Raw genomic sequence first — 21,450 nt, 5'->3', positions numbered from 1 at the left:
CTTCGGCGGGTCGCGTATGTCGTCGCCCGCCATGTGCCCCGAACCGCGCCTTCCATGATCAGCGAGTGGTGTCCGCTCTCAGGGGGCCCGGTACCGGTCGTGGATCTCGGGGCGTCGCTCGAAGCCCGCCGACACGTACGCGGCGACGCCGCCGGTGTTGGATGACGGGGTGCAGACGAGCGCGCTCGACGCGCCGAGGTCCCGGAGCGCGGCAGCCGCGGCCAGGGTGATCGCCCGGCCGTGGCCCCGGTGGCGGTGGTCCCGGTGCACGCCCATCGGTTCGAGGAGTCCGGGCCGCCCCGGCCCGGCGGACCACACCGTCACGGTCGCCACCGCGCGGCCCCGCTCATCGCGCCGGAGCAGGCAGCGGGCGTCGGCGAACAGCGGCCCCGCGGCCATCACCCGCCACGACGCCTCCGTGAACCGCGAGCCCGGGAACGCCGAGCGATGGACGGCCGCCACCTCGCCGGCCCGGTCGCAACCGACGGCCTCGACCGCCGGATCCGGTGCGGGCACCGGCCCGGCCAGGTCGCGGCGCAGCGGTGTCCACGGCTCGTCGATGCCCCAGCCCCGCTCTCCCAGCACCTCCCGGACCAGCGCGTCCTGCGGTGCCTCGACGGCCGCCCTGCCCGTGGGAAGCACCCCGCGCGCGGGGCGGGACAGGTCGTCGGCCAGCCGTCGCGCGAGCTCTTCGTCCCCACGGACGTCCGGCGCGGTCGTCAGCCGGACCAGGCCCGGTCCGTCGAGCAGCCCGACCGCGAGGATCCGTCCGACCCGGCTCCAGCTCCTGACCGCTGAGGCGGAGGCCCGGGGGCCGTTGCGCCCGTACCAGCCGAGGTCGCCCGGGTGCAGCTGCATCGGGGCGCCCTCGGCCTGCCAGCTCCGCAGCGCGTCCGCCACCGCGGCCAGTTCCCCGGTGTCCGGTGTGCCGAGTGCGATCGTCATGTCCCGATCCCACACCACCGCGCGGCAGGAGCGCAGCCGAAATTCTCCGGGTCCCGGGCCGGGCCGCCCGCGTCAGTCCCGGAGCACGCCCTCCCGCGTGGCCGGGAGTTCGCCGCAGTCGTACGTGTAGAGCCAGGCCATGGCCCTCTCGTGGAAGAGGCGGATGCCGACCGGCATCATCAGATCCCGTGCCCAACGGCCGAGCGGGCCCGCCGTCCTGGACTCGCGGTTGCCCGCCGCGGCCCTCGCCATCCGGGCGAGACGGTCCGAGCGCTCCGCGTCGTACGCCGTGAGGGCGGCCGGTACGGAGGTCTCCGTGCCGAGCAGGCGCGCGAGCACGAGGGCGTCCTCCAGTGCCATCGACGCGCCCTGACCGGCGCCCACCGGGTGATCGGCGTCGCCGAGCAGCACGATGCGGTCGTCGTGCCGGACCGCCACCGGGTCCAGGGTGTGCGTCAGGGTGGGGCGGTGCAGCGCGGTGGTGGCGGCGAGGACGGCGGACGGCACCCGTTCGTGCCGGTGGAGACCGGCGAGGTGGCTGAGCCACGCGTCGTCGGTGCGGTCGAGATCCGGTTGCCCGGGGCTCGCGACCTGGGCCGACCACCAGACCCCGCCGTCCGGGGCCGCGAGGTGGAGGAAGGCACCGTGGCGGGCGAACGTCATGTGGAAGACGCCGGGTTCGACGTGCACGCCCTCGGAGACGCCGGAGATGCTGTACAGGCCGGCGTACGCGGGCGCGGGCGCGTGCGGGTCGAGCAGTGTGCGGGTCACCGAGTGGATGCCGTCCGCGCCGATGAGCAGGGACGCCTCGGCCGTGCGGCCACTCGCGAAGACCGCACGTACCCCGGTGTCCATCGCGACGGCGTCCGCCAGGCGTTCACCGGTGACGATGCGCGCCCCGGCGGCCAGTGCCTCGGCGCGGAGCGTCTCGACCAGTGCGCCGCGCATCAGCGTCACGCTGTGCAGGTCGTCGCCGCCGAGCCGTCCCCGCGGCACGTCCCCGAGCAGCTTGCCCGACCCGGCCCACATGCGCTGACGCGGTACCTCGACACCCGCGCGCCGCACCTGCTCCAGGACGCCGAGAGCGCGCAGCACCCGGAGCCCGTTGGACGCGAGGCTGAGGAACGAGCCGACCCGGCCCGCCGGTTCGGCGTACGCCTCGTAGACGGCGACCTCCACACCGAGCCGCCGCAACGCGATGGCACTCGCCACTCCGGCCACTCCCCCGCCGACGACGATGACGTTCACATCAGCCCCCTGAATCCATATTCAGTGAATCACAATTCATCGAACTCGGGTTCACTATGATGGGGCACCCGACCGCACGTCAAGCGCGACAAGGAGCCCCGTCCGATGGGCGTTCGCAAGGAGAAGGCAGCCGAGACCGAGGCGGCCCTGAAGGAGGCGGCGCGCCGGCTGTTCGCCGAGCGCGGCTACCTCGATACGAAGATCACCGACATCACACGCGAGGCCGGGCGCGCCACCGGCTCCTTCTACGCACACTTCGCGGACAAGGAAGCCCTGCTCAAGGCGTTGACGGGAGATCTGAACGCGCAGCTCCACGCGGAGATGGGCACTCAGGAGCACCCGGCCGACCACGACCTGACCGACCCGGCGCAGCTGCGTGCGCATCTGGCGGTCACCTGGGGGGTCATCCGCGACCACCTCCCGGTGATCGTGGCGATGATGCAGACCACCTTCGCCGGGCCGCCGAGCGAGGGCCGCGCATGGGCGAGTCTGGCCGGGGACACGGGTGTCTTCCGGGAGCACCTGGCCTGGCTGCACGACCGGGGGCACCGGCTCCCGGGCGACCCGGCCGTGGTGGCCGCCGCCATGGGCGCGATGGTCTCGCAGCTGGCCTTCGCGGTGACGACGGCGGGGCCCGGCCGGCCCGGGTTCTCCGACGACGAGATCATCGACACGCTGACCGGGCTGCTGCTGCACGGGCTGGCCGGACCCGCTTCCGCGACGCCGGGTCCGGCCTGAGGGTTGCGCCCGGGGGCGCTACGAGGTCTGGGACAGCGGCTTGGCGATGTCCTCCAGGGAGCGCTGCTCCGCGTCGACCGCGAGGAAGGCGGCGACCAGGCCGGCCGCGCACATGAGGGCCGCGCCGATGGAGAACGCGAGGGCGGTGTCGCCGGGAACGCCCGACTCGGTGAGGTCGGCGAAGATCAGGGGGCCGCTGATCCCGCCGGCCGCCGTGCCGATCGCGTAGAAGAAGGCGATGGCCATCGCCCTGGTCTCCATGGGGAAGACCTCGGAGACCGTGAGGTACGCGCTGCTCGCGCCGGCCGAGGCGAAGAACAGCACCACGCACCAGCACGCGGTGAGGGTGTTGGCGGTCAGCGAGCCCCGGTCGAACAGCCAGGCCGTGACGAAGAGCAGGATGCCCGGCAGGATGTACGTGGTGGCGATCATGACGCGCCGGCCGATGGTGTCGAACAGCTTGCCCAGCACGAGCGGGCCGACGAAGTTGCCCGCCGCGATCACCGCGAAGTAGTAGCCGGTGTGCCCGCTCTCCACGTCGTAGAACGTCGTGAGGATCGCACCGAAGCCGAAGGTGATCGCGTTGTAGAGGAACGCCTGCCCGATGAAGAGGGAGAGGCCGAGCACCGCGCGCTTCGGGTAACTGCGGAAGACGGTCTTGGCGATGAGTCCGAATCCGATGCTCTTGCGCTGATGGATCGTGATCTCGCCGGCCGGGGGCGGCAGTTTCTCGTGCTTCTCCTCCTCGACCTCCCGCTCGACGGAATCGACCAGTTCGTCGGCCTGCTCGCCGCGCCCGTGGATGAACTGCCACCGCGGACTCTCCGGGACGTGCCGGCGTACGAGGAGGATCACCAGGCCCAGGACGACGCCGAGGGCGAAGGTGAGGCGCCAGCCGAGGTCCTTGGGGAAGATGTCCGTGTCCAGCATGACGATCGACAGCAGCGCGCCGCCGACCGCGCCCAGCCAGTAGCTGCCGTTGATGATGAGGTCGACCCGGCCCCGGTACTTCGAGGGGATGAGCTCGTCGATCGCCGAGTTGATCGCCGCGTACTCACCGCCGATGCCGAAACCGGTGAGGAAGCGGAAGAGGAAGAACCACCAGGCGCTGAAGGACAGACCGGTCATGGCGGTCGCGGCGAGGTAGACCGCGAGGGTCACCATGAACAGCTTCTTGCGGCCGTAGCGGTCGGTGAGCCAGCCGAAGAACAGCGCCCCCGTACAGGCACCCGCCACGTAGAGTGCCGCGGCGAGCCCGGTGACCTGGGCGGACGTGATGTCCAGGCCGGACCCGTCCTCCGAGAGGCGGCTCGCGATGTTGCCGACCGTCGTGACCTCGAGGCCGTCGAGGATCCACACCGTGCCCAGTCCGATGACGATCATCCAGTGCCAGCGCGACCACGGCAGGCGGTCGAGTCTGGCCGGGACGGCGGTGGTGACGGTGCCGAGCCCGGAGTCGCCGGGCGCCGCGGCCTCGTCGCGCTGATCGCGCCCCCGGTCCCCTTCCCCACGTGGGCGATGTCGCCTGTCTCCAGGTCCCTCCGATGCGGCGGGGGTCGTCACGGCAGCTACCTCCTCGTCCGGGCGGGTGTGTCCTGCGGAGCCGCAGAGCATCCAATATCCGCCAGTTGCCCCGGCGTCGCCGTCGCACACGCGGCGACTGAGCCACATGGGTCCCGCCCCCCGTCCGCCGGTGGCGTGCCGGGGCGGCCACCCGTTCGGAGCAGGCCCGGGAATAGCGCGGGCCGGACGCTGTTGTCCCCGGCATGACTTCTGAAAAGCATGAGACGTTCGGCCGGATCGGCATCTGGAGCGGCGCCCTGCACACGTCCCGGGTGGACGCCGACGGGAAGAAGGCGATCGCGGAGGCGGTGGCCGAGATCGAGGCGCTGGGTTACGGCACGCTGTGGCTCGGCGGCAGCCCCTCACCGGAGGACGCCGCCGCGATCGTCGACGCCACCCGGACCGTCACCGTCGCGACCGGCATCCTGAGCATCTGGAGCCACACCGCCGAGGAGGTGGCCGCCCGGATCGCCGCGATCGACGCGAGCGCCCGGGGACGCCTCGTCCTCGGCCTGGGCGTCAGCCACGACGCGCTGGTCCCCCAGTACGCCAAGCCCTACACCGCGATGGTGGACTACCTCGACGCCCTGGACGCCGCCGACCCCGCCGTGGGTCCCCGGCACCGGGTGCTGGCGGCGCTCGGCCCGAAGATGCTGAAGCTGGCGTCCGACCGGGCCCTGGGCGCGCACCCGTACCTCGTCTCCGCCGCACACACGGCCGAGGCACGGCAGGCCCTCGGACCCGACGCGCTGCTGGCGCCCGAGCTGTCCGTCGTGCTCGACTCCGATCTCGACCGGGCCCGCGACGCGGCGCGCGAGATGCTGGCGATGTACCTCCAGCTGCCGAACTACACCTCGAACCTGCTGCGCCTCGGCTTCACGGAGGGCGACTTCGACGGCGGCGGCAGCGCGCGCCTGCTGGACGCCCTCTTCGCGCTGGGCGACGCCGAGCGGGTGAAGGCGCGGACGCGCGAGTACGTGGACGCGGGCGCGGACCACGTGGCGCTCCAGGTGGTCACCGTGGACGAAGGCAGGACGGGGCTGCCGCTCGCCGAGTACCGCGAGCTGGCCGAGGCGTTCGGCGACGAGCTGTAGAACCTTTTCGGAGCCCCGGTCCGCGGCTGTGCGGGCCGGGGCTCTTGCATGGGCCGATCCGCCCTCGTATTCTAGTGAACATGTTCGGTGAACACGTTCACTCAACTCGTGCGGAGCAGAAGCGGCGGACCTCCGCCCGCGTCGTCCGGGCCGCCGCCCGGCTCTTCCACGAGCGGGGCTTCCAGAGCACGACGGTGCGTCAGATCGCGACGGAGGCCGAGGTCTCGGTGGGTGCGGTCATGGCGGTCGGGGACAAGGAGTCCCTGCTGAGCCTGGTGTACGACCAGGCCATCGCGGACCGGATCCCGGCCCCGCCCGAGCCGGCACAGGACGGAGGCGCGCCGCCCGCCGTCGACTACCTGGCGCACTACTTCGACCCGTTCCTGGCCCTGTTCACCGAGAACGACGACCTCGCCCGCGCCTACTTCCGGACCCTGGCCCGGGGCCGGCCGGAGAACGCCGCGCTGGGCGCACTCCGCACGCTCTCCGAGGCCAACCTGACGGCCGCGATGGTGAACGACGGGATGGACGAGGCGCGCGCCCGGCTCGGTGCGCAGGTGATGTTCGCCGGCTATCTGGGGGAACTGATGCTGCTCGCCGCCAAAACGACCGAGCCCTCGCAGACGGCGGCGAGGCTCGGGACCATCGCCGCGTTCGTCACCGCGCAGGAAGGGTCCTGACCCATGTCGCTCCTCGAACTCCCCTCGCCCGTATGGCCGGTGGTGGTCCTGCTCGTCATCCAGGCCGGTGACGCGGCGATGATGCTGCGCCCGCCGAAGTTCATCGTGGCCTGCCTGGAAGGCGTACTGCTGCCGCGCGAGTGGTGGTGGGTGCTGACCACCGCCAAGACCGCCTCGGTCGTGGGCCTCGCCGTCGGCTTCCGGGTGCCCGGCGTGGCCATGACGACGACCGCGGCGATCGTGGTCTACTTCCTCGCCGCGGCCGCCGCGCACATCCGCGCACGGGCGCTGAACATGACCTTCTGGGTGAACTGCCTGGGCATGCTGGCGGTCTCACTGGCGGTGCTGGTGGGGTGCTTCGTACGGGTGTGAGCCGGCCGGCCGCGGTACGCGCGTGCGCCGCGGCGGCGGACCCCTCGGTCAGGTGGTGTAGTCGGCGTTGACGCGGATGTAGTCGGCCGACAAGTCGCAGCCGTACACGGTCGCTTCACCCTCACCGATCCCGAGCGTGACGGTGATGTCCACCGCGTCCCGCCGCATGAGGTCCACGAGCTTGAGCAGCGTGTCCGCCTCGGGCTCGTCGGGGTACACCTCGACCTCGCCGAACTTGACGCCGACGCGCTCCGGAACGATGTCGGTCTCGTCGGTGTTCTTGCCGATGGCCATGAGCACGCGCCCCCAGTTGGGGTCCGCACCGTGGACGGCGGTCTTGACCAGGGGCGAGTTCACGACGCTCTTGGCGACGCGCTTGGCCTGCGCCTGGTCGCGGGCGCCCTCCACGGTGACGCGCAGGAGCTTGGTGGCCCCTTCACCGTCGCTCGCCAGTTGCAGGGTGAGATCCAGGCAGAGATCGGCCAGCGCGTCGGCGAACAGCACGGTGTCGACGGGCCCGGCGGCCCCGTTGGCGATGACGGCCACGGTGTCGGAGGTGGAGGTGTCGGTGTCGACGCTCAGACAGTTGAACGTACGGTCGACGGCCCGGCGCAGCGCGGCGTCGAGGTCGGGCGCTGACACGTCGGCGTCCGTGAACACATAGGCCAGCATCGTGGCCATGTTGGGCTCCAGCATGCCGACGCCCTTCGCCACGGCCACGAGGCGCGCCTGCCCGACGGTGCGTGAGGCGGTCTTGGGGCGGGTGTCGGTGGTCATCATCGCGCGGGCCACGTCCTGGGGAGCGGCCGTGAACGCGGCGAGGCCCCTCTCGGCGGTCCTGTCGAAGTGCGGGAGAATGGTGGTCATCGGCAGGGGCCGGCCGATGACGCCGGTGGAGCCGATGAGCACGTCGCCTTCGGGGACGCCGAGGATGCCGGCCACGCGCCGCACGACCTCGGCCGCGTTCTCCTCGCCCCGGCGGCCGGTCGCGACATTGGCGTTCTGCGCCAGGGTGGTCACGGCCCGGAGGGTGCGCCCGGTGGCGTGCCTGCGGCTGAGCAGCACGGCCGGACCGGCGAAGAGGCTCTGCGTGAACACGGCGGCGCTGGTCGCCGGCCGGTCCGAGGCCACGATCGAGATGTCGTCCCCGTGATCGCGCAGCCCGCCGTGTCCGGTGTAACCGCGGAAGCCGGTGGGCCAGGTCAGGTTGTCACTCGTGAGTACTGCATTTTCATGCGTCATAACGCATATATTTGCAGCAGGAGCCCTGCGCGTCCACCCTTTTCCGCAGCGAGGGAACCCTCACCCCTCCCCGCGAGCCCTTCCGCGCGAGCGGGTCAACTCGCCGGACTGGCGGCGCTCGTGGACATACACGGCGCCGCGAGAAGCACCGGCGGGCACCTGCGGGAGCTCATCGTCGAGATTGTCCACTGCCGGCACTCCACCCCTGTTCAACACTTGAACACCGCACGTCCATTGACATGCTCATTGCTTTATCGCTTTTATTGCGCCGGGTCGCGACCCGCCCGGCTTCGGGCGAGCGAGCGGGAGCGGCGACCCCCGCACCCCCGTCCCCCATGTCACAGGCGGGCCGGCGCACGGCGCGAGGTGGGAGCGCTCCCACTCATCATCCTCGCGCCGCGCACCGCGCCCCCGAGAGAGGAACCAGCACCGTGCGTCACCCTCTCCGTACCTTCCGAAGAGCCGCCAGAACCGTCGCCGTCACCGCGGCGGCCCTGCTCCTGCCCCTCGCCGGCGCCCACGCGGCATCGGCCGGCGAGGCCACCGCGGCCGCCGCCGGCTCCGGCTACTGGCACACCAGCGGGCGGCAGATCCTGGACGCGGGCAACCAGCCGGTCCGCATCGCCGGCATCAACTGGTTCGGCTTCGAGACCGCCAACTACGCCCCCCACGGCCTCTGGTCCCGCGACTACAAGAGCATGATCGACCAGATGAAGTCGCTGGGGTACAACACCATCCGGCTGCCCTACAGCGACGACATCTTCGCCGGCACCGAACCGGCGAGCATCAACTTCTCCTCCGGGATGAACACCGACCTGGCGGGCCTCGACTCGCTCCAGGTGATGGACCGCATCGTGGATCACGCGGGCAGCGTGGGCATGAAGGTCATCCTGGACCGGCACCGCCCCGACTCGGCGGGCCAGTCGGCGCTCTGGTACACCTCGGCCGTCCCCGAGTCCACATGGCTCGCCCACCTGAAGTCGCTGGCCGCACGGTACGCGGGCAACGACGCGGTGGTCGGCATCGACCTGCACAACGAGCCCCACGACCCCGCCTGCTGGGGCTGCGGCGACACCACGAAGGACTGGCGGCTCGCGGCGGAGCGGGGCGGCGACGCCGTGCTCTCCGCCAACCCGGACCTGCTGATCTTCGTGGAGGGCGTGCAGACCTTCGACGGGGTGTCCGGCTGGTGGGGCGGCAACCTCATGGGCGTCGGGCAGTACCCGGTGGAGCTGAGCGTCCCGCACAAGGTGGTGTACTCGGCGCACGACTACGCCACCAGCGTCGCCCAGCAGCCGTGGTTCACCGACTCCTCGTTCCCGGACAACATGCCCGGCGTCTGGGACAAGTACTGGGGCTACATCTTCAAACAGAACATCGCCCCGGTGTGGGTCGGCGAGTTCGGCACGACGCTCCAGTCCACCACCGACCAGAAGTGGCTGAAGGCCCTGGCCGACTACCTGCGGCCCACCAGTCAGTACGGGGCCGACAGCTTCTCCTGGACCTTCTGGTCCTGGAACCCGAACTCCGGCGACACCGGCGGCATCCTCAAGGACGACTGGGCCTCGGTCGACACCGTGAAGGACGGCTACCTCGCGAGCATCAAGGCGCCCGATTTCGGCAGCGGCGGCGGCAGCGGCGGCGATGACGACACCCAGGCGCCCACGGCACCGACGGGCCTCGCCGTCACCGGCGCCACTGGTACCTCCGTCTCCCTGTCGTGGAAGGCCGCGTCCGACGACACCGGGGTCACCGGCTACGACGTCTACCGAGGCTCCACCAAGGCCGGCACCGCCACCGGCACCACGTTCACCGACACCGGTGTGACGTCCGGCACCTCGTACACGTACACCGTCCGCGCCCGCGACGCGGCGGGCAACACCTCCACACCCTCCGCGTCCGTCACGGCCACCACCACGGGCTCCGGCGGCAACACCGGCTGCAAGGCGGCCTATACGGTGAACGGGGACTGGGGCAGCGGCTTCGGGGTGGACGTCACCGTGACCAACACCGGTACGGCACCGGCCACCTCGTGGAAGCTGACCTGGACCTACGGCGGCGGCCAGAAGATCACCAACATGTGGAACGCCGCCTACACCCAGACCGGCGCCGCCGTCACCGTCACCAGTAGCGGCTACAACGGCGCGCTCGCGTCCGGAGCGCACACGAGCTTCGGTTTCCAGGGCACACCGGCCGCCGGAGCCGTGCCGACCGTGAGCTGCACCCTCTCCTGACCGTCCCGTCCGACACGATCCGCTCCGAAAGGGTGCGGTGCAGCCCGCCCCTCGTGGCGGGCTGCACCGCATTCGGGACACCGTTTTCGAACGCGGACACGACCACCGAATAACCGTCGAAACCCCTCGGCTAGCATGATCCCACCCCGGCGACCATCCTCATCGCCCGCACACCATGCCATACGGCATGAAAAGCGACCTATTTGACCAGAACCCAGGACATCGGCCAGAGAATTGATATCTATAGCATCGCGGGTGTTTTCGCGAATAAGCCGCCGAATACCCTTCGCCGCGTGGCGCCAGCCGCGAGCGATCCTATGGACTGCGGCGGCGGTGGTGACGCTCGCCTTCCTCGTGGCGCTGGAGATCGCCGCGCGCCACTACGGTCTGCCGGGGCCGGTCACCACTCAGGTGCAAGAAGTGGTGGTCGCCCCCAAATCCGGCTTCCTGCTGTACGCCAGCATGGGGCTGATGATGGTGGTCCTCACCTGGCGTCAACGGTTCATCGCGGTCGGTGTGGCGGCGGGCATCGACATCGTCATCGCCTTGATCAGGTGGGTGGCCGACGCCCCGGTCAAGGACGGGCACCCTTTCGGAAACGGTGCGCTGTGGGTGATCGTGGGGGTCACGGTCATCGCCCTCACCCGCCGCACGGGCCAGGAGCGCATGCTGCTCCTCAAGGGTGTCGGTCTGGGTCTGCTGCTGGTGGCCGGGCGGAAGACCGGTGACACCTGGCTGGTCATCACGTCCAAGACCCGCCCCGAGGTGCTCGACCAGTACATGGCCAACGCCGACCACGCGCTCGGCAACCCGTCCTGGGCGGTGGGGCGGCTCATCGAGGCGACCGGTTCGGCCGGCGCCCACTTCCTCGACACCGTCTACACCCAGCTCGCGGTCGCCGCGGTGTGCGTCGCGCTGTACCAGCTGCGCAACGTGGCGACGGACCGCCGCTTCCCCGGCCACCACCTGGTGCGCACCTTCCTGGTGATCGGCCTGCTCGGCCCGGCCATCTACATGATCTTCCCGGTGGTCGGCCCGGTCTTCGCGTTCGGCCCCGACGGCGGCCACTGGGCCGTGGGCGACATGTGGCCCGACACCACCGTGCCGATCGGCACCCCGCACCACATGCCGTTCGACGAGATCACCCCGCGCAACTGCATGCCCAGCCTGCACACCGCGTGGGCCACCGCGATCTTCATCCACTCCCGCAAGGGTCCGAGGTTCCTCCGGTACGCGGGCGCCTTCTGGCTCGTCGCCACGCTCGCCGCGACCTTGGGCTTCGGCTACCACTACGGCGCGGACCTCGTCGCCGGTGTGGTGTTCACGCTGACGATCGAGACGGGCATGCGCGCCATGGAGCACGGCTGGGACCGGCCGGTCGTCGGCCTGGTCGCCTACGGCACCGCGGTCTTCGCCGCACTCCTGGTGTCGTACCGCTACCTGTCGTTGGAGATGGCCCACCACCCGTGGCTGTTCGGACCGCTTCTCATCCTGGCCATGGGCTCGGTGATCTACGGGTACGTATGGGTCGTCCGGCGCTGGGAACCGAAGGCGGCGGCCGTGGTGAAACTGGAGCCGCAGCCCGAGATGGCCTGAGCCGCCGTCCACGTTCCTGGGTAATCTGCGGCCCCCGCATCGCCCCGCCGGTTCGCGAACCGGCGGGGCGATGCCGTCAGAGACCGTGGAGCCCGGGAAGGAGCGACCCGCCGTGAACGAGTTCGACCGGTTCACCCAAGCGCTGGACTATCCGATGTATGTCGTGACCGCCGAGGCGGACGGTGAGCGGGCCGGCTGCCTCGTCGGCTTCGCGTCGCAGTGCTCGATGCGGCCGCCCCGGTTCATGGTGTGGCTCTCCGAGCTGAACCGGACCTGCCGGGTCGCCGCCCGCGCCGACCGGCTCGCCGTCCATCTGCTCCGCCGCGACCAGGACCGGCTGGCCCGGCTCTTCGGCGGCGGGACCGGCGACCGCACGGACAAGTTCGCGCAGGTCGCCTGGCACCCCGGGCCCGGCGGGGTGCCGGTGCTGGACGAGGCGCCCGCGTGGTTCGCCGGCCGCGTCGTGCGGCGCGTCGACGGCGGGGACCACGTGGGGCATCTGCTCGCCCCGGAAGAGGTGCACCACCCGTCGGACGTGGGCTTCCCGTTCCTGTCGGTCACCGATGCCATCGGCATTCCGCCGGGCCACCCCGTGGACTGAACGCGGGACCGTCAGAAGTCGCCCCGCGCCGTCCGCTCGGCCAGCTTCTGGAACTCGCCGAGATCGTAGTTGGCCAGCACCGCGTCCAGGTTGGTGAGGGCACCCAGATACTCCACGAAACCCTGCGGCTCGTACTCGATCTGGAGGGCCACCCGGCTCGACTCGTCGTCCAGCCGGTGGAAGGTGACGACCCCGGCGTGGTGGACGCCTTCGATGGTCTTCCAGGCGATCCGGTTCTCCGGAATCACCTCGGTGAGTTCGGCGACGAACTCCTTGTCGGCGCCGGGGAGGGAGAGCTGCCAGGCGAACCGGCGCGCGTCCAGGGGGTCGACGCGACGGACATGGCTCAGGAAGGCGGGCCAGCGGGCGACATCGCTCCACAGGGCCCAGCTCACGGCGACCGGGGCCTTGATGTCAACGGTTTCGACGATCGAGGAAGACATGGGAACTCCTAGTCGTAGGTAGGGGTGAACAGCGCCGCCGGACAGGCCCTAAGGGCGTGCGGCCAGCGTGAAGGGGTGTCCGGCGGGGTCGGAGTAGAGGCGGGCGTCGCGTACGCCGCCGTTGTCCTTCGTGTCCAGGGGGCGTGCACCGAGGCCGACGGCTTCCCGTTCCGCCTCGTCCATGTCCTCCCGGGCGACCAGGATGCGCAGATGGGCCTGTTGCGAGTCGTCGGGGCGCGGCCAGCTCGGCGGCGCGTAGCCGTGGTCCATGCGTACGGCGAGGTGGATACCGGCCGCGCCCACCACCTCGACGACGTCGAGTTCGTCACCGGGACGGACCTCGGCGCCCAGCAAGGCGGCGTAGAAGTCCGCCAGCTCCTGTGGTTCGGCGCAGTCCAGCACCAGCAGACCCGTCTTCGGCACCGCCATGACCGTCCTCCTGTTCGCGGCTCCTCGTTCCTCCGGACCCAGCTCCGCGTACCCGCGCCGTCGCCGGTCACACCCGGTCACCGGCGGTTCCATGGCTGACGCGGACTGCATGCCTGCCGGGCGGATTACGGGGCAGACGGCGGTGCACCGGGAGGGCCTCCACCTTCCCCACCGCCGAACAGGGGGAACCCATGTCCGCCACCCAGCCGGAGAGACCCGTCCAGCCGGGAGGGTCCCGTGCGACCGCCGGTCCGGGCCGCTCCCCCGCCCTGACGACCGGCCTCCGCACGGCGGCCCTGCGCCTCGCCGCTCTCACCGTGGGGCAGGCGGCCCTGATGGTGGGGCTCGGGCTGCTGATCACCGGGCCCGCGCAAGCGATGTGGCCGCTGAGCGTCGAGGACGAGGTCAACGAGGGGTTCGAGCGCCTGCGGACGGGGCCCCTGACCGATCTGTCGTTCGTCACGTCGGAGGCCGGCAACACCCTCACGATCATCGCGATCACCGTGCTGGTCTGCCTGGGCCTGGTGGTGCTCCCCCGCCTCCCGAGGTGGCGGCAGGCCGTCTTTCTCGCCGTCGGCGTCTCGCTCCAGTCCCTGGTGTTCCTGGTCATCACCATCTGCGTGGACCGCGACCGGCCCGATGTGGACCGGCTCGACGCGTCACCGCCGACGGCGAGCTACACCTCCGGGCACACCGGGGCCGCGACGGCCCTCTACGCGGGGCTGGCCGTGCTGGCCCTCCTTTCCGGCGGGCGCGGCCGGCGCCGCAAGGTGCTCGCCGGGCTGCTGCTGCTCGTCCCGCTGCTCGTGGGTCTTGCCAGGCTCTACCGGGGAATGCACCACCCCACCGACGTGCTCGGCGGCATGCTGAACGGAGCCCTGTCCCTCCTGGTGGCGGGCCGGGCGCTGCTGGCCGAGGGCACGAGCCCGGCCCCGGTCCCGAAGAACGCGATGGAGATCGCCCAGGAGACGGCGGCCGAGCACGCCGGACAGGTCGCGGGCCGCACGGTGGTCGTGGTCAACCCCACGGTGACCGACGACAAGCAGCGCGAGACGTTGCGGCTCGTCCTGGAGCAGCACGGGCGTCACGCGGCGGAGTTCGTCGACACGACGGCCGACGACCCGGGCGGCGGGCAGACGGCGGCCGCGGTGCGCTCGGGGGCGTCGCTCGTCGTGGTGTGCGGGGGCGACGGGACGATCCGGGCGGCGGCCGACCGGCTGGCCGGGACGGGGGTTCCGCTGGCCCTGGTCCCGTGCGGCACGGGCAACCTGCTCGCCCGGAATCTGGGTCTGCCGGTGGCGCCCGCCGATGCGCTGGCCGCAGCACTGTCGGGCACCGGGCGCCGGATCGATCTCGGCCGGATCGAGGGCGACGGCCTGCCCGCCACCCACTTCACCGCGATGTCCGGGGCGGGCCTGGACGCCGCCATGCTGGAGAACACCGGCAGTGCGGCGAAGGCCGCGATCGGCTGGCCCGCGTACGTGGTCGCCGGGTGGCGTGGTCTCCGGGCGCCGCGCATGTCGGTGTCCATCCGGCTGGACGGCGGGCCGGAGGTGCGTCGTACGGCGAGGATGGTGCTGCTCGCCAACATCGGGGACGTACAGGGCGGGGCCACGCTCGTCCCGTCCGCCGAGCCCGACGACGGGCTCCTGGACCTGGCGGTGTTCGACCCGCACGGCCCGGGCGGCTGGCTGCGCGCCGTCGCGGCGGTGCTGCGCGGGCGTCCGGAGCCGGGCGGTTTTGCCGGTGCGCCCGTGGAGTACTTCACCTTCCGCCGCGCCGAACTCCGGTTCGCCGCACCGCAGTCGAGGGAGCTGGACGGCGACCCGGTGGGCAAGGGCCATCGGCTGGTGGCCGAGGTGCGTCCGGGGGCGCTCACCGTCCTGCTGCCGTCGGGGGGTGAGTGATGGGTACCGCGACCCGGGTCCCGCAGACCCGTGACATGGCGGGCGACGAGCTGACCGCCGACGAGGCGCTCGCCTCGCTGCGCCGTTACGGGCGGTGGCCGCTGGTGCGTGACTCGTTCGTGCGTTTCCGTTACGCGGACGGGTTCAGCCACTCGCGTGCGCTGGCGCTCCAGACGGTGCTCGCGGTCATCCCGCTGGTGATCGCGTTCGTCGGGCTCTCGGCCTCTCTGCACACCGAGAACGTGGGGAAGCTGGCGGAGTTGACGATCCATCGGATCGCGGCGGGGCCGAGCGCCGATGTGGTGGACGACGCGCTCGCCCGCAGCCGCCGGCGGGCCGGTGAGGGGTCGCAGCTCACCCTCTGGTTCGGGCTGCTGTTCTCCCTGGTCAACGTGACGACCGCGATGTGCCAGATAGAGCGCGGGGCCAACCGCATCTACGGGGTCGAGCGCGACCGGCCCTTCCACCGGAAGTACTTCCGGGGCCTGGTGATGTCGCTGACGGCGGGCATCCCGCTGGGGCTCGGGTTCATCCTGATGGTCGTCGGCGGCGACCTCGTCGCGGCCGCCGCGACGGTCTACCACCTCGGTGACACGGCACGGACCGCCTGGGACCTGCTGCGCTGGCCGTGCGGACTGCTTCTCGCGCTGCTGTCGGCGAGCGCGATCTTCCGTCGCTCCCCGCGCCGCAACCAGCCCGGCTACACCTGGCTGGCGTTCGGCGCGGCCCTGTACCTGGTGCTGTGGACGGCGCTCACCTATCTGCTGAGCCAGTACCTGTCCCTCAGCGGCTCCTTCGACACGGTCTACGGGCCGTTGAGCGCCTTCATGTCGCTGCTGCTGTGGGCCTATCTGACGTCCATAGCCCTGTTCCTCGGGCTGTCCTTCGCGGCGCAGCTGGAGGCTGTCCGCGCCCGCCGGCCCGGTCCGATACACGCCGATCCGGGAGCATGAATGGTTGTACGAGCCACCACACGTCTGCTGCGGGAGCACCGGCGCCGGGCCGCGGACCGCGCGTTCGGCGTGCGTCTACTGGGGGCCGCCGCTGTGGCCGCGGGGTCCGCGGTTCCGTTCGCACTGGTGCTGGTCCTCGTGGAGGGGCGCTGGCGGCCGTTGCGGGCGGTGGACTCGGGCGCGGCCGGCCGGCTGCACCGCACGGCGCTCGACCACCCGGCCTGGACGAGTGTGCTGCGCTTCCTGTCGGACTGGGTATGGGACCCGCTGACGCTGCGCTGCGCGGTCGCGTTGCTGACCGGCTGGCTGCTGTACCGGCGGGCCTGGCGGCTGGCGGCATGGTCCGCCGTCACGGCGGTGGCCGGTGGTCTCACGGGCCTCCTGGTCAAGGTGGTGGTCGAGCGGGCCAGGCCGTCGCTGGAGGATCCGGTGGCGCGGGCGCCCGGCTTCTCGTTCCCGTCGGGACACGCGATGACCGCCACGACGACGTTCGCGGTGCTGCTGCTGGTCCTGCTGCCGCTGGTGCCCCGGCGCGGCCGGGTGGTGTGCTGGGCGGCGGCGGTGCTGTCGGTGCTCGGTGTCGGCTTCACCCGAGTCGCTCTGGGCGTCCACTGGTTCAGCGATGTGGTCGGCGGCTGGCTGCTCGGGCTCGCCGTGGTGGCGTGGACCGCCTGGGCCTTCGAGGCGTGGCGCGCCGAATCCGGTCTGGGGCGCAGCGAGATGACGGAGGGCCTGGAACCCGAGCTGACGCGCGCGGCCCCGGAACGCTGAGGGGCGGGTCTCAGCCCTTTGGGGCGGCGCGCTTGAAGTAGGCGGTGACCAGAGCGGATTCCACCCGGTCGACGCCGCCGAGGGTGCCGACGCGCTCGGTGAGGTAGGTGTCGAGTGCCGCGGCGTCCCGGCAGACGGCGACGGCGACCAGGTTGTGGGAGCCCGTCATGGTGCCGACGAACGCCGCTTCGGCGTCTTCCGCCAGGGCCCGGGCCGCCCGGGCGAGGCCACCGGGCGCGACGGAGAGCCGCAGCATGCACTGGACGGAGAAGCCGAGGAGGCGCAAGTCGATCTCGACGTCGAGCTGGAGCACCCCCATGCGGCGCAGTTCGTGCAGCCGTCGGCGCACGGCCGATTCGGACCAGCCGATCCGCCGGGCCAGGTCCGGGTAGGCCGCGCGGCCGTCGGCGGCCAGGGCGGGCAGGAGCCGGCGGTCGAGATCGGTCAGCTCCACGGGCCGGGAGTCCCCGGCCGGCTCGGGCGTGAGCGCCGCGATCTGGTCGCCGGTCAGCGCGAGGTTCCGGCCGGCCCATCGCCGTTCCATGACCGGGCGCAGCACCCGGTGCGCCTCGATGTGGCTGACGTACGGCAGGCGGCCCAGCGCGGCCAGCGGTGCCGGGCCCTCTCCGGCGACGCGGAAGACGCAGCCGATCTCGGTGCCGCTCGACAGCACGGCCACCCAGGCGGTGTCGGTGCGGTGGGCCAGGGCGCGGGCGAGGGCGGCGCTCCGGGCGGGCGGCAGGCGCAGGCGGACGAGCCATTCGGCGTGGCCGAGACGGTGGCTGTTGGTCACTCCGGCGATGCGGGCGACTCCGGCGGACCGGAGTCTGCCGAAGCGCCGGGCGACGGTGCGGTCGGAGACGTCGAGCACTCCGGCGATCCTGCTGAAGGAGGCCCGGCCGTCGAGTTGGAGGGCGTGCAGGAGCCGCAGGTCGAGTGCGTCCAGCGTGACCGATTCCATCCGGGCAGTGTAGGCCGAGGCCGAATGCCGTCTCCGTGCGGCCGGTTCGCGACCTGGCGAAGCGCCGTCGTCCACGGGCTTGCGGTGCTGTTCGTGGCGAGCGGGGCGGCGCACTTCGTCCCGGTCGGCGGTGGTGTGATGCCCTGCCACGACGACCTGACGGCGATGGTGGCGCGGTCGCGCTGCTCGCGGCGGGGCGTCCTGGTGTCCGCCTCCCGGAGCGCCGGGCGCGCGCCGGGGTTTCAGCGAAGTGAAACTTCTCACCCGGTTGGCGGTGTCGCCCCAGCTCGGCGGATTCTTCACTGGACTGAACCACAGAGACCGATCCAAAGCCCTTTACGACGCAGTGGTGTTCATGCGTCACTCGTGGCATGCCCTCGTCGGCGAAAGGGCTCCCCCGCCCTTCGTGACAGGCCATCCCCCGCGCCCGCCGCTACGCTCGGAACCGCTCCACATGCTACGCGAGTAGACCCCCCTTCGCGCCGCTCACCCCAGGAGGCTCCCGTGTTATCGATCCGCAGCCGCAGACCCGCACTCCGCAAGCTGGTGGCCCTCGGAGCCGTCGGTCTCGGCATGGTGGCGGTGCCTTCCGTCACCGCCGTGCCGGCATCGGCGTCGCCGCAGCCGCCCACCGCGTCGTCCGGTGCCGCCATCCCGCTCGGCGACGGGTACATGGGCGCCGGCTACCTCGCCGACGGCGACACCTTCGCCCCGGACGAGCGGCGCGTCGACCTCACTCCGGAAAGCAGCACCTCCATCCAGGCGACGACGCTCCCCGGCATCGACGTCTCGCACTACCAGGGCTCGATCAACTGGTCGTCGGTGAAGTCGGCGGGCATCAAGTTCGCCTACATCAAGGCCACCGAGTCCACCACGTACAAGGACCCCAACTTCAACGCCAACTACCTCAACGCCTACAACGCGAAGGTGATCCGGGGCGCGTACCACTTCGCGCGTCCCAATCTGTCCAGCGGAGCGGCCCAGGCCACTTACTTCGCCGGCCACGGTGGCGCGTGGTCGCGGGACAACCTGACGCTCCCGGGGATGCTCGACCTGGAGGGCGGCTGCTACGGCAAGTCGGCTTCCGCCATGCAGTCGTGGATCCTCGACTTCTACAACACGTACAAGGCCAAGACGGGACGCGACGTCGTCATCTACACCAGCGCGAGCTGGTGGAACTCGTGCACGGGCGGCTGGAGCGGCATGTCGGCGCGCAGCCCGCTGTTCACCGCGCACTGGACGACCGCGTCGAGCCCGACCATCCCCAAGGGCTTCCCGTACTGGACGTTCTGGCAGTACACCGACTCCGGTTCGGTGGGCGGGATTTCGGGAGCCGTGGACCGCGACCGGTTCAACGGTGACTCCACCCGGCTGCTGGCTCTGGCCAACAACACCTGAGACACCGGCCGGTAAGAGGGCGGCCACAGGGTGCGGGCTCCGGCCCGCCCCCTGTGGCCGCCCTTCCGTCTCAGCGGGTCCCGGCGAGCCACTCCTTGTACGAGGTGGGGGCGATGCGCGCACCGGGCCCCGCGATCAGCACATCGCCCTCCACCTCCGCGAACATGCCCGCCCGGTCGTCCGTGACGACGGTGCGGCGGTCGCCCCGAGCGGCCAGCGTGAGGCGCCCGAGCTCGTCGAGGGGGTAGACGTCGGGCCCGGCCACGTCGACCGTCCCGTTCAGGGGCGCGCCGGTAGCGGTGTCCGCGAGGGCGGCGACCACGTCGGCCGTCGCGATGGGCTGGACGCGTGTGGCGGGGAGCCGGACGGTTTCCTCGTCGGAGGTCCACGACATGACGGCGTCCATGAACTCGAAGAACTGCGTGGCCCGCACGATGGAGTACGCGGCGGGCCCGTTGCGCAGCAGCTCCTCCTGGAGCGTCTTCGCCCGGTAGTAGTCCAGTTGGGGCACCCGGTCGACACCGACGATCGACAGTACGGCCTGGTGCCGTACGCCGGCCTGCTCACCGGCCGTCAGCAGGTTCCCCATCGTCGTGCGGAAGAAGTCGTGGGACGCCGCGTCGAACGTGGGCGAGTTGGTGACGTTGACGACCGTCTCCGCGCCGGCGAGCGCCTCATCCAGGCCCTTGCCGGTGAGCACGTCGACACCGGTCGACAGGGAGGCGGGTTCCGCGGTGTGCCCGGCCTCACGCAGCCGCGACACGAGCTGGGAGCCGATCAGTCCGGTACCGCCGATGACCGTGATCTTCATGGACGAGCCTTCCGTGAGCCAGGGGTGGCCGGCCGCCACCGTAAGCCCCGGAGTCCCGGCCGCACGTGCCGTAACCCGGCCGTCCGGCAGCTCATGACCCGTACGGCTCAGCGCAGGATGCCGGCCTGCCGGGCGGCCCGCAGCCAGGACGGGAACTCCGACAGCAGGCGGTCGTACAGCTCCTGGTCGGAGACCTGCTCGATATCGTCCACGGCGAAGAAGCCGACGTTGTCCACCCTGCGGCCGGGCATGGTGTCGAACCGCTCCAGCACTCCGTACTGCGCCTGGCCGAGGCCGATGAACTGCCAGAAGACGGGCTCCTCGACCGCCGCGCGCAGCTCGCGCTCGATCTCGTCGTTGCGGTACACACCGCCGTCGGAGAAGAACAGGACGAGCGTGGGTGCGGGCACCGGATGGGCGCGCACGAAGTCCCGGACCTCGGCGATGACCTTCTGCTCCTCGTTCTGGATGCCGACCGCGCGCATGTCCACCTGCCCGGGGACCAGTCCCTTCGGGGACCTCTTCCGCCCGAAGAGGCTGATCTGGCCGACCCGCACGTGCAGCCGCAGCCACTCGGGCAGTTCGCCGATGGTCAGGTCGGGCAGCCGGGCCGGGTTCGACGCGAAGGTCCACGCCTGCATCTCGCCGTCGTCGTCCAGCTGCGCGGCGACCGCCGCCATGCGCTCGGCGACACCCGCGACGGTGCCGCGCGCGTAGAGGGTGCTCATCGAGCCGGAGGCGTCGAGGACGAGGATCACCCGGGCGGTCAGCCGGTCCAGGCCGTGCTTGCCGAGGCTGACGGCCACCTGCTGCTTGCGCAGCGAGAGGCGCTTGCGCATGTCGACCGGCAGGTGCTCCTCGCCCCTGGTGAGGCGCGGCGCTCCCCCGCCGGCAGGAGCGGCGGCCGGTGGCGTACCGGGTTCGTCCACGGTGATACCGAAGTCCGTGGCCAGGCCGGCGAGCCCGCTCGCGTACCCCTGGCCCACGGCCCGGAACTTCCAGCCGCCGGCCCGCCGGTAGAGCTCTCCGCACACGAAGGCGGTCTCCGGGCCGGCCGCCATGTCGAACCGGGCCAGTTCCGCCCCGGGACCCGCGTCCAGCAGCCGCAGACGGAGACCGGGCACCTGCCCGAACGTGCCGCCGTCCGCCGAGGCGCACAGGGCGATCCGGTCCGCCTCGGGGCCCAGCGCGGCCAGATCGGCCTCCAGCGTGTCGGAGCCGGCCCCCTTGCCCAGGTGGCGGACGGTCCCGGAGACGTGCCGGGGCTGGTTGTAGAAGACGAAGTCGCCGTCCGAGCGGACCCGGCCGTCCGCGCCCAGCACCAGCGCGGAGGCGTCGACGTCGGGCACGCCGGGCCCGGCCGTCCAGCTCAGCACGGCCCGGACGGCGGATGGGGCCACGGGCATGTTGGCGCCCTTGCTCAGTGTCGTCACGACGCCCAGTCTGCCTGCCGGTGCTCCGCGC

The 21,450-nt window shown here is 71.7% G+C and carries 20 protein-coding genes; 11 read left to right on the top strand and 9 right to left on the bottom strand.

The features are described 5' to 3' along the window. Nucleotides 1-78 precede the first annotated feature (78 nt). Both ACLQ2N_RS21370 and ACLQ2N_RS21365 read right to left on the bottom strand, forming a co-directional pair. On the bottom strand, nucleotides 79-945 hold the full coding sequence (locus tag ACLQ2N_RS21370) for a GNAT family N-acetyltransferase (RefSeq protein ID WP_425815346.1): 867 nt from the start codon (nucleotides 943-945) through the stop codon (nucleotides 79-81). A gap of 72 nt (nucleotides 946-1,017) precedes the next feature. Then, nucleotides 1,018-2,193 (bottom strand): FAD-dependent monooxygenase, encoded by a 1,176-nt coding sequence (locus tag ACLQ2N_RS21365; RefSeq protein WP_425815344.1) that lies wholly within the window; start codon nucleotides 2,191-2,193, stop codon nucleotides 1,018-1,020. Between the two features lie 105 nt (nucleotides 2,194-2,298). On the opposite strand from ACLQ2N_RS21365, the gene ACLQ2N_RS21360 reads away from it, so the two are divergent. After that, on the top strand, nucleotides 2,299-2,931 hold the full coding sequence (locus tag ACLQ2N_RS21360) for a TetR/AcrR family transcriptional regulator (RefSeq protein ID WP_425815342.1): 633 nt from the start codon (nucleotides 2,299-2,301) through the stop codon (nucleotides 2,929-2,931). 18 nt (nucleotides 2,932-2,949) lie between these two features. Here the strand turns inward: ACLQ2N_RS21360 and ACLQ2N_RS21355 are convergent, their stop codons facing one another. Further along, entirely contained in the window at nucleotides 2,950-4,494 is a 1,545-nt protein-coding gene (locus ACLQ2N_RS21355; protein ID WP_425815340.1) for an MFS transporter, read from the bottom strand. A gap of 203 nt (nucleotides 4,495-4,697) precedes the next feature. Between ACLQ2N_RS21355 and ACLQ2N_RS21350 the strand changes: the two genes are divergently transcribed. From ACLQ2N_RS21350 to ACLQ2N_RS21340, 3 genes are all read left to right on the top strand, one after another. Next, nucleotides 4,698-5,588, top strand: coding sequence for an LLM class F420-dependent oxidoreductase (locus ACLQ2N_RS21350; protein ID WP_425815338.1), 891 nt, complete (start codon nucleotides 4,698-4,700; stop codon nucleotides 5,586-5,588). A gap of 80 nt (nucleotides 5,589-5,668) precedes the next feature. Next, nucleotides 5,669-6,268 (top strand): TetR/AcrR family transcriptional regulator, encoded by a 600-nt coding sequence (locus ACLQ2N_RS21345; protein WP_425815336.1) that lies wholly within the window; start codon nucleotides 5,669-5,671, stop codon nucleotides 6,266-6,268. A 3-nt stretch (nucleotides 6,269-6,271) separates the two neighbouring features. Next, on the top strand, nucleotides 6,272-6,640 hold the full coding sequence (locus tag ACLQ2N_RS21340; RefSeq protein ID WP_425815334.1) for a DoxX family protein: 369 nt from the start codon (nucleotides 6,272-6,274) through the stop codon (nucleotides 6,638-6,640). Between the two features lie 48 nt (nucleotides 6,641-6,688). On the opposite strand, the gene argJ is transcribed toward ACLQ2N_RS21340, so the two are convergent. Then, nucleotides 6,689-7,882 carry a bifunctional glutamate N-acetyltransferase/amino-acid acetyltransferase ArgJ gene (gene argJ, locus ACLQ2N_RS21335; protein ID WP_425815332.1) on the bottom strand — a complete coding sequence of 398 codons (1,194 nt, stop codon included), beginning with the start codon at nucleotides 7,880-7,882 and terminating at the stop codon, nucleotides 6,689-6,691. A 431-nt stretch (nucleotides 7,883-8,313) separates the two neighbouring features. On the opposite strand from argJ, the gene ACLQ2N_RS21330 reads away from it, so the two are divergent. The 3 genes from ACLQ2N_RS21330 to ACLQ2N_RS21320 all read left to right on the top strand — a co-directional run bounded on the left by ACLQ2N_RS21330 (nucleotide 8,314) and on the right by ACLQ2N_RS21320 (nucleotide 12,313). Beyond that, nucleotides 8,314-10,116 carry a cellulase family glycosylhydrolase gene (locus ACLQ2N_RS21330; RefSeq protein WP_425815330.1) on the top strand — a complete coding sequence of 601 codons (1,803 nt, stop codon included), beginning with the start codon at nucleotides 8,314-8,316 and terminating at the stop codon, nucleotides 10,114-10,116. A 333-nt stretch (nucleotides 10,117-10,449) separates the two neighbouring features. Continuing rightward, entirely contained in the window at nucleotides 10,450-11,712 is a 1,263-nt protein-coding gene (locus ACLQ2N_RS21325) for a DUF5933 domain-containing protein (RefSeq protein WP_425815328.1), read from the top strand. A 112-nt stretch (nucleotides 11,713-11,824) separates the two neighbouring features. Then, nucleotides 11,825-12,313 (top strand): flavin reductase family protein, encoded by a 489-nt coding sequence (locus ACLQ2N_RS21320; RefSeq protein WP_425815326.1) that lies wholly within the window; start codon nucleotides 11,825-11,827, stop codon nucleotides 12,311-12,313. An 11-nt stretch (nucleotides 12,314-12,324) separates the two neighbouring features. Here ACLQ2N_RS21320 and ACLQ2N_RS21315 read toward each other — a convergent pair whose 3' ends face one another. Together ACLQ2N_RS21315 and ACLQ2N_RS21310 are read right to left on the bottom strand one after the other, a co-directional pair. Beyond that, nucleotides 12,325-12,756, bottom strand: a complete 432-nt coding sequence (locus ACLQ2N_RS21315; protein ID WP_425815325.1) for an SRPBCC family protein — start codon at nucleotides 12,754-12,756, stop codon at nucleotides 12,325-12,327. 48 nt (nucleotides 12,757-12,804) lie between these two features. Next, nucleotides 12,805-13,185 carry a VOC family protein gene (locus ACLQ2N_RS21310; RefSeq protein ID WP_425815323.1) on the bottom strand — a complete coding sequence of 127 codons (381 nt, stop codon included), beginning with the start codon at nucleotides 13,183-13,185 and terminating at the stop codon, nucleotides 12,805-12,807. Nucleotides 13,186-13,376: 191 nt separating this feature from the next. Between ACLQ2N_RS21310 and ACLQ2N_RS21305 the strand changes: the two genes are divergently transcribed. Genes ACLQ2N_RS21305 through ACLQ2N_RS21295 form a run of 3 tightly spaced genes read left to right on the top strand, consistent with a single transcriptional unit; the run spans nucleotide 13,377 to nucleotide 16,816 of the window. Beyond that, the gene (locus ACLQ2N_RS21305) at nucleotides 13,377-15,092 is read left to right on the top strand and encodes a diacylglycerol kinase family protein (protein WP_425815321.1); all 1,716 of its coding nucleotides are present in this window, start codon (nucleotides 13,377-13,379) and stop codon (nucleotides 15,090-15,092) included. Beyond that, nucleotides 15,092-16,045, top strand: a complete 954-nt coding sequence (locus tag ACLQ2N_RS21300) for a YihY/virulence factor BrkB family protein (RefSeq protein ID WP_425815319.1) — start codon at nucleotides 15,092-15,094, stop codon at nucleotides 16,043-16,045. The genes ACLQ2N_RS21305 and ACLQ2N_RS21300 overlap by 1 nt, the downstream gene beginning before the upstream one ends. Then, nucleotides 16,046-16,816: a phosphatase PAP2 family protein gene (locus ACLQ2N_RS21295; RefSeq protein WP_425815317.1), complete on the top strand. Its 771-nt coding sequence runs from the start codon at nucleotides 16,046-16,048 to the stop codon at nucleotides 16,814-16,816. 10 nt (nucleotides 16,817-16,826) lie between these two features. Here ACLQ2N_RS21295 and ACLQ2N_RS21290 read toward each other — a convergent pair whose 3' ends face one another. Beyond that, on the bottom strand, nucleotides 16,827-17,777 hold the full coding sequence (locus ACLQ2N_RS21290) for an Lrp/AsnC family transcriptional regulator (protein WP_425815315.1): 951 nt from the start codon (nucleotides 17,775-17,777) through the stop codon (nucleotides 16,827-16,829). Nucleotides 17,778-18,281: 504 nt separating this feature from the next. On the opposite strand from ACLQ2N_RS21290, the gene ACLQ2N_RS21285 reads away from it, so the two are divergent. Then, on the top strand, nucleotides 18,282-19,175 hold the full coding sequence (locus ACLQ2N_RS21285) for a GH25 family lysozyme (protein WP_425815313.1): 894 nt from the start codon (nucleotides 18,282-18,284) through the stop codon (nucleotides 19,173-19,175). A gap of 70 nt (nucleotides 19,176-19,245) precedes the next feature. Here ACLQ2N_RS21285 and ACLQ2N_RS21280 read toward each other — a convergent pair whose 3' ends face one another. Both ACLQ2N_RS21280 and ACLQ2N_RS21275 read right to left on the bottom strand, forming a co-directional pair. Beyond that, nucleotides 19,246-19,986, bottom strand: coding sequence for an SDR family oxidoreductase (locus ACLQ2N_RS21280; RefSeq protein WP_425815310.1), 741 nt, complete (start codon nucleotides 19,984-19,986; stop codon nucleotides 19,246-19,248). Nucleotides 19,987-20,093: 107 nt separating this feature from the next. Beyond that, nucleotides 20,094-21,419 (bottom strand): VWA domain-containing protein, encoded by a 1,326-nt coding sequence (locus ACLQ2N_RS21275; protein WP_425815308.1) that lies wholly within the window; start codon nucleotides 21,417-21,419, stop codon nucleotides 20,094-20,096. Nucleotides 21,420-21,450: the final 31 nt, after the last annotated feature.

It is taken from the genome of Streptomyces sp. DT224 (assembly GCF_049844595.1).
Lineage (GTDB): Bacteria > Actinomycetota > Actinomycetes > Streptomycetales > Streptomycetaceae > Streptomyces.
Note: the sequence above shows the minus strand (reverse complement) of the source record. Positions and strands in the feature narration are given on the sequence as shown.

What these genes read in the sequence shown, in the direction of transcription:
- ACLQ2N_RS21370 (WP_425815346.1), bottom strand. Translation starts at nt 945, where the DNA reads ATGACGATCGCACTCGGCACACCGGACACCGGGGAACTGGCCGCGGTG.
- ACLQ2N_RS21360 (WP_425815342.1), top strand. Translation starts at nt 2,299, where the DNA reads ATGGGCGTTCGCAAGGAGAAGGCAGCCGAGACCGAGGCGGCCCTGAAG.
- ACLQ2N_RS21350 (WP_425815338.1), top strand. Translation starts at nt 4,698, where the DNA reads ATGACTTCTGAAAAGCATGAGACGTTCGGCCGGATCGGCATCTGGAGC.
- ACLQ2N_RS21345 (WP_425815336.1), top strand. Translation starts at nt 5,669, where the DNA reads ATGTTCGGTGAACACGTTCACTCAACTCGTGCGGAGCAGAAGCGGCGG.
- ACLQ2N_RS21340 (WP_425815334.1), top strand. Translation starts at nt 6,272, where the DNA reads ATGTCGCTCCTCGAACTCCCCTCGCCCGTATGGCCGGTGGTGGTCCTG.
- argJ (WP_425815332.1), bottom strand. Translation starts at nt 7,882, where the DNA reads ATGACGCATGAAAATGCAGTACTCACGAGTGACAACCTGACCTGGCCC.
- ACLQ2N_RS21315 (WP_425815325.1), bottom strand. Translation starts at nt 12,756, where the DNA reads ATGTCTTCCTCGATCGTCGAAACCGTTGACATCAAGGCCCCGGTCGCC.
- ACLQ2N_RS21310 (WP_425815323.1), bottom strand. Translation starts at nt 13,185, where the DNA reads ATGGCGGTGCCGAAGACGGGTCTGCTGGTGCTGGACTGCGCCGAACCA.
- ACLQ2N_RS21305 (WP_425815321.1), top strand. Translation starts at nt 13,377, where the DNA reads ATGTCCGCCACCCAGCCGGAGAGACCCGTCCAGCCGGGAGGGTCCCGT.
- ACLQ2N_RS21300 (WP_425815319.1), top strand. Translation starts at nt 15,092, where the DNA reads ATGGGTACCGCGACCCGGGTCCCGCAGACCCGTGACATGGCGGGCGAC.
- ACLQ2N_RS21295 (WP_425815317.1), top strand. Translation starts at nt 16,046, where the DNA reads ATGGTTGTACGAGCCACCACACGTCTGCTGCGGGAGCACCGGCGCCGG.
- ACLQ2N_RS21290 (WP_425815315.1), bottom strand. Translation starts at nt 17,777, where the DNA reads ATGGAATCGGTCACGCTGGACGCACTCGACCTGCGGCTCCTGCACGCC.
- ACLQ2N_RS21280 (WP_425815310.1), bottom strand. Translation starts at nt 19,986, where the DNA reads ATGAAGATCACGGTCATCGGCGGTACCGGACTGATCGGCTCCCAGCTC.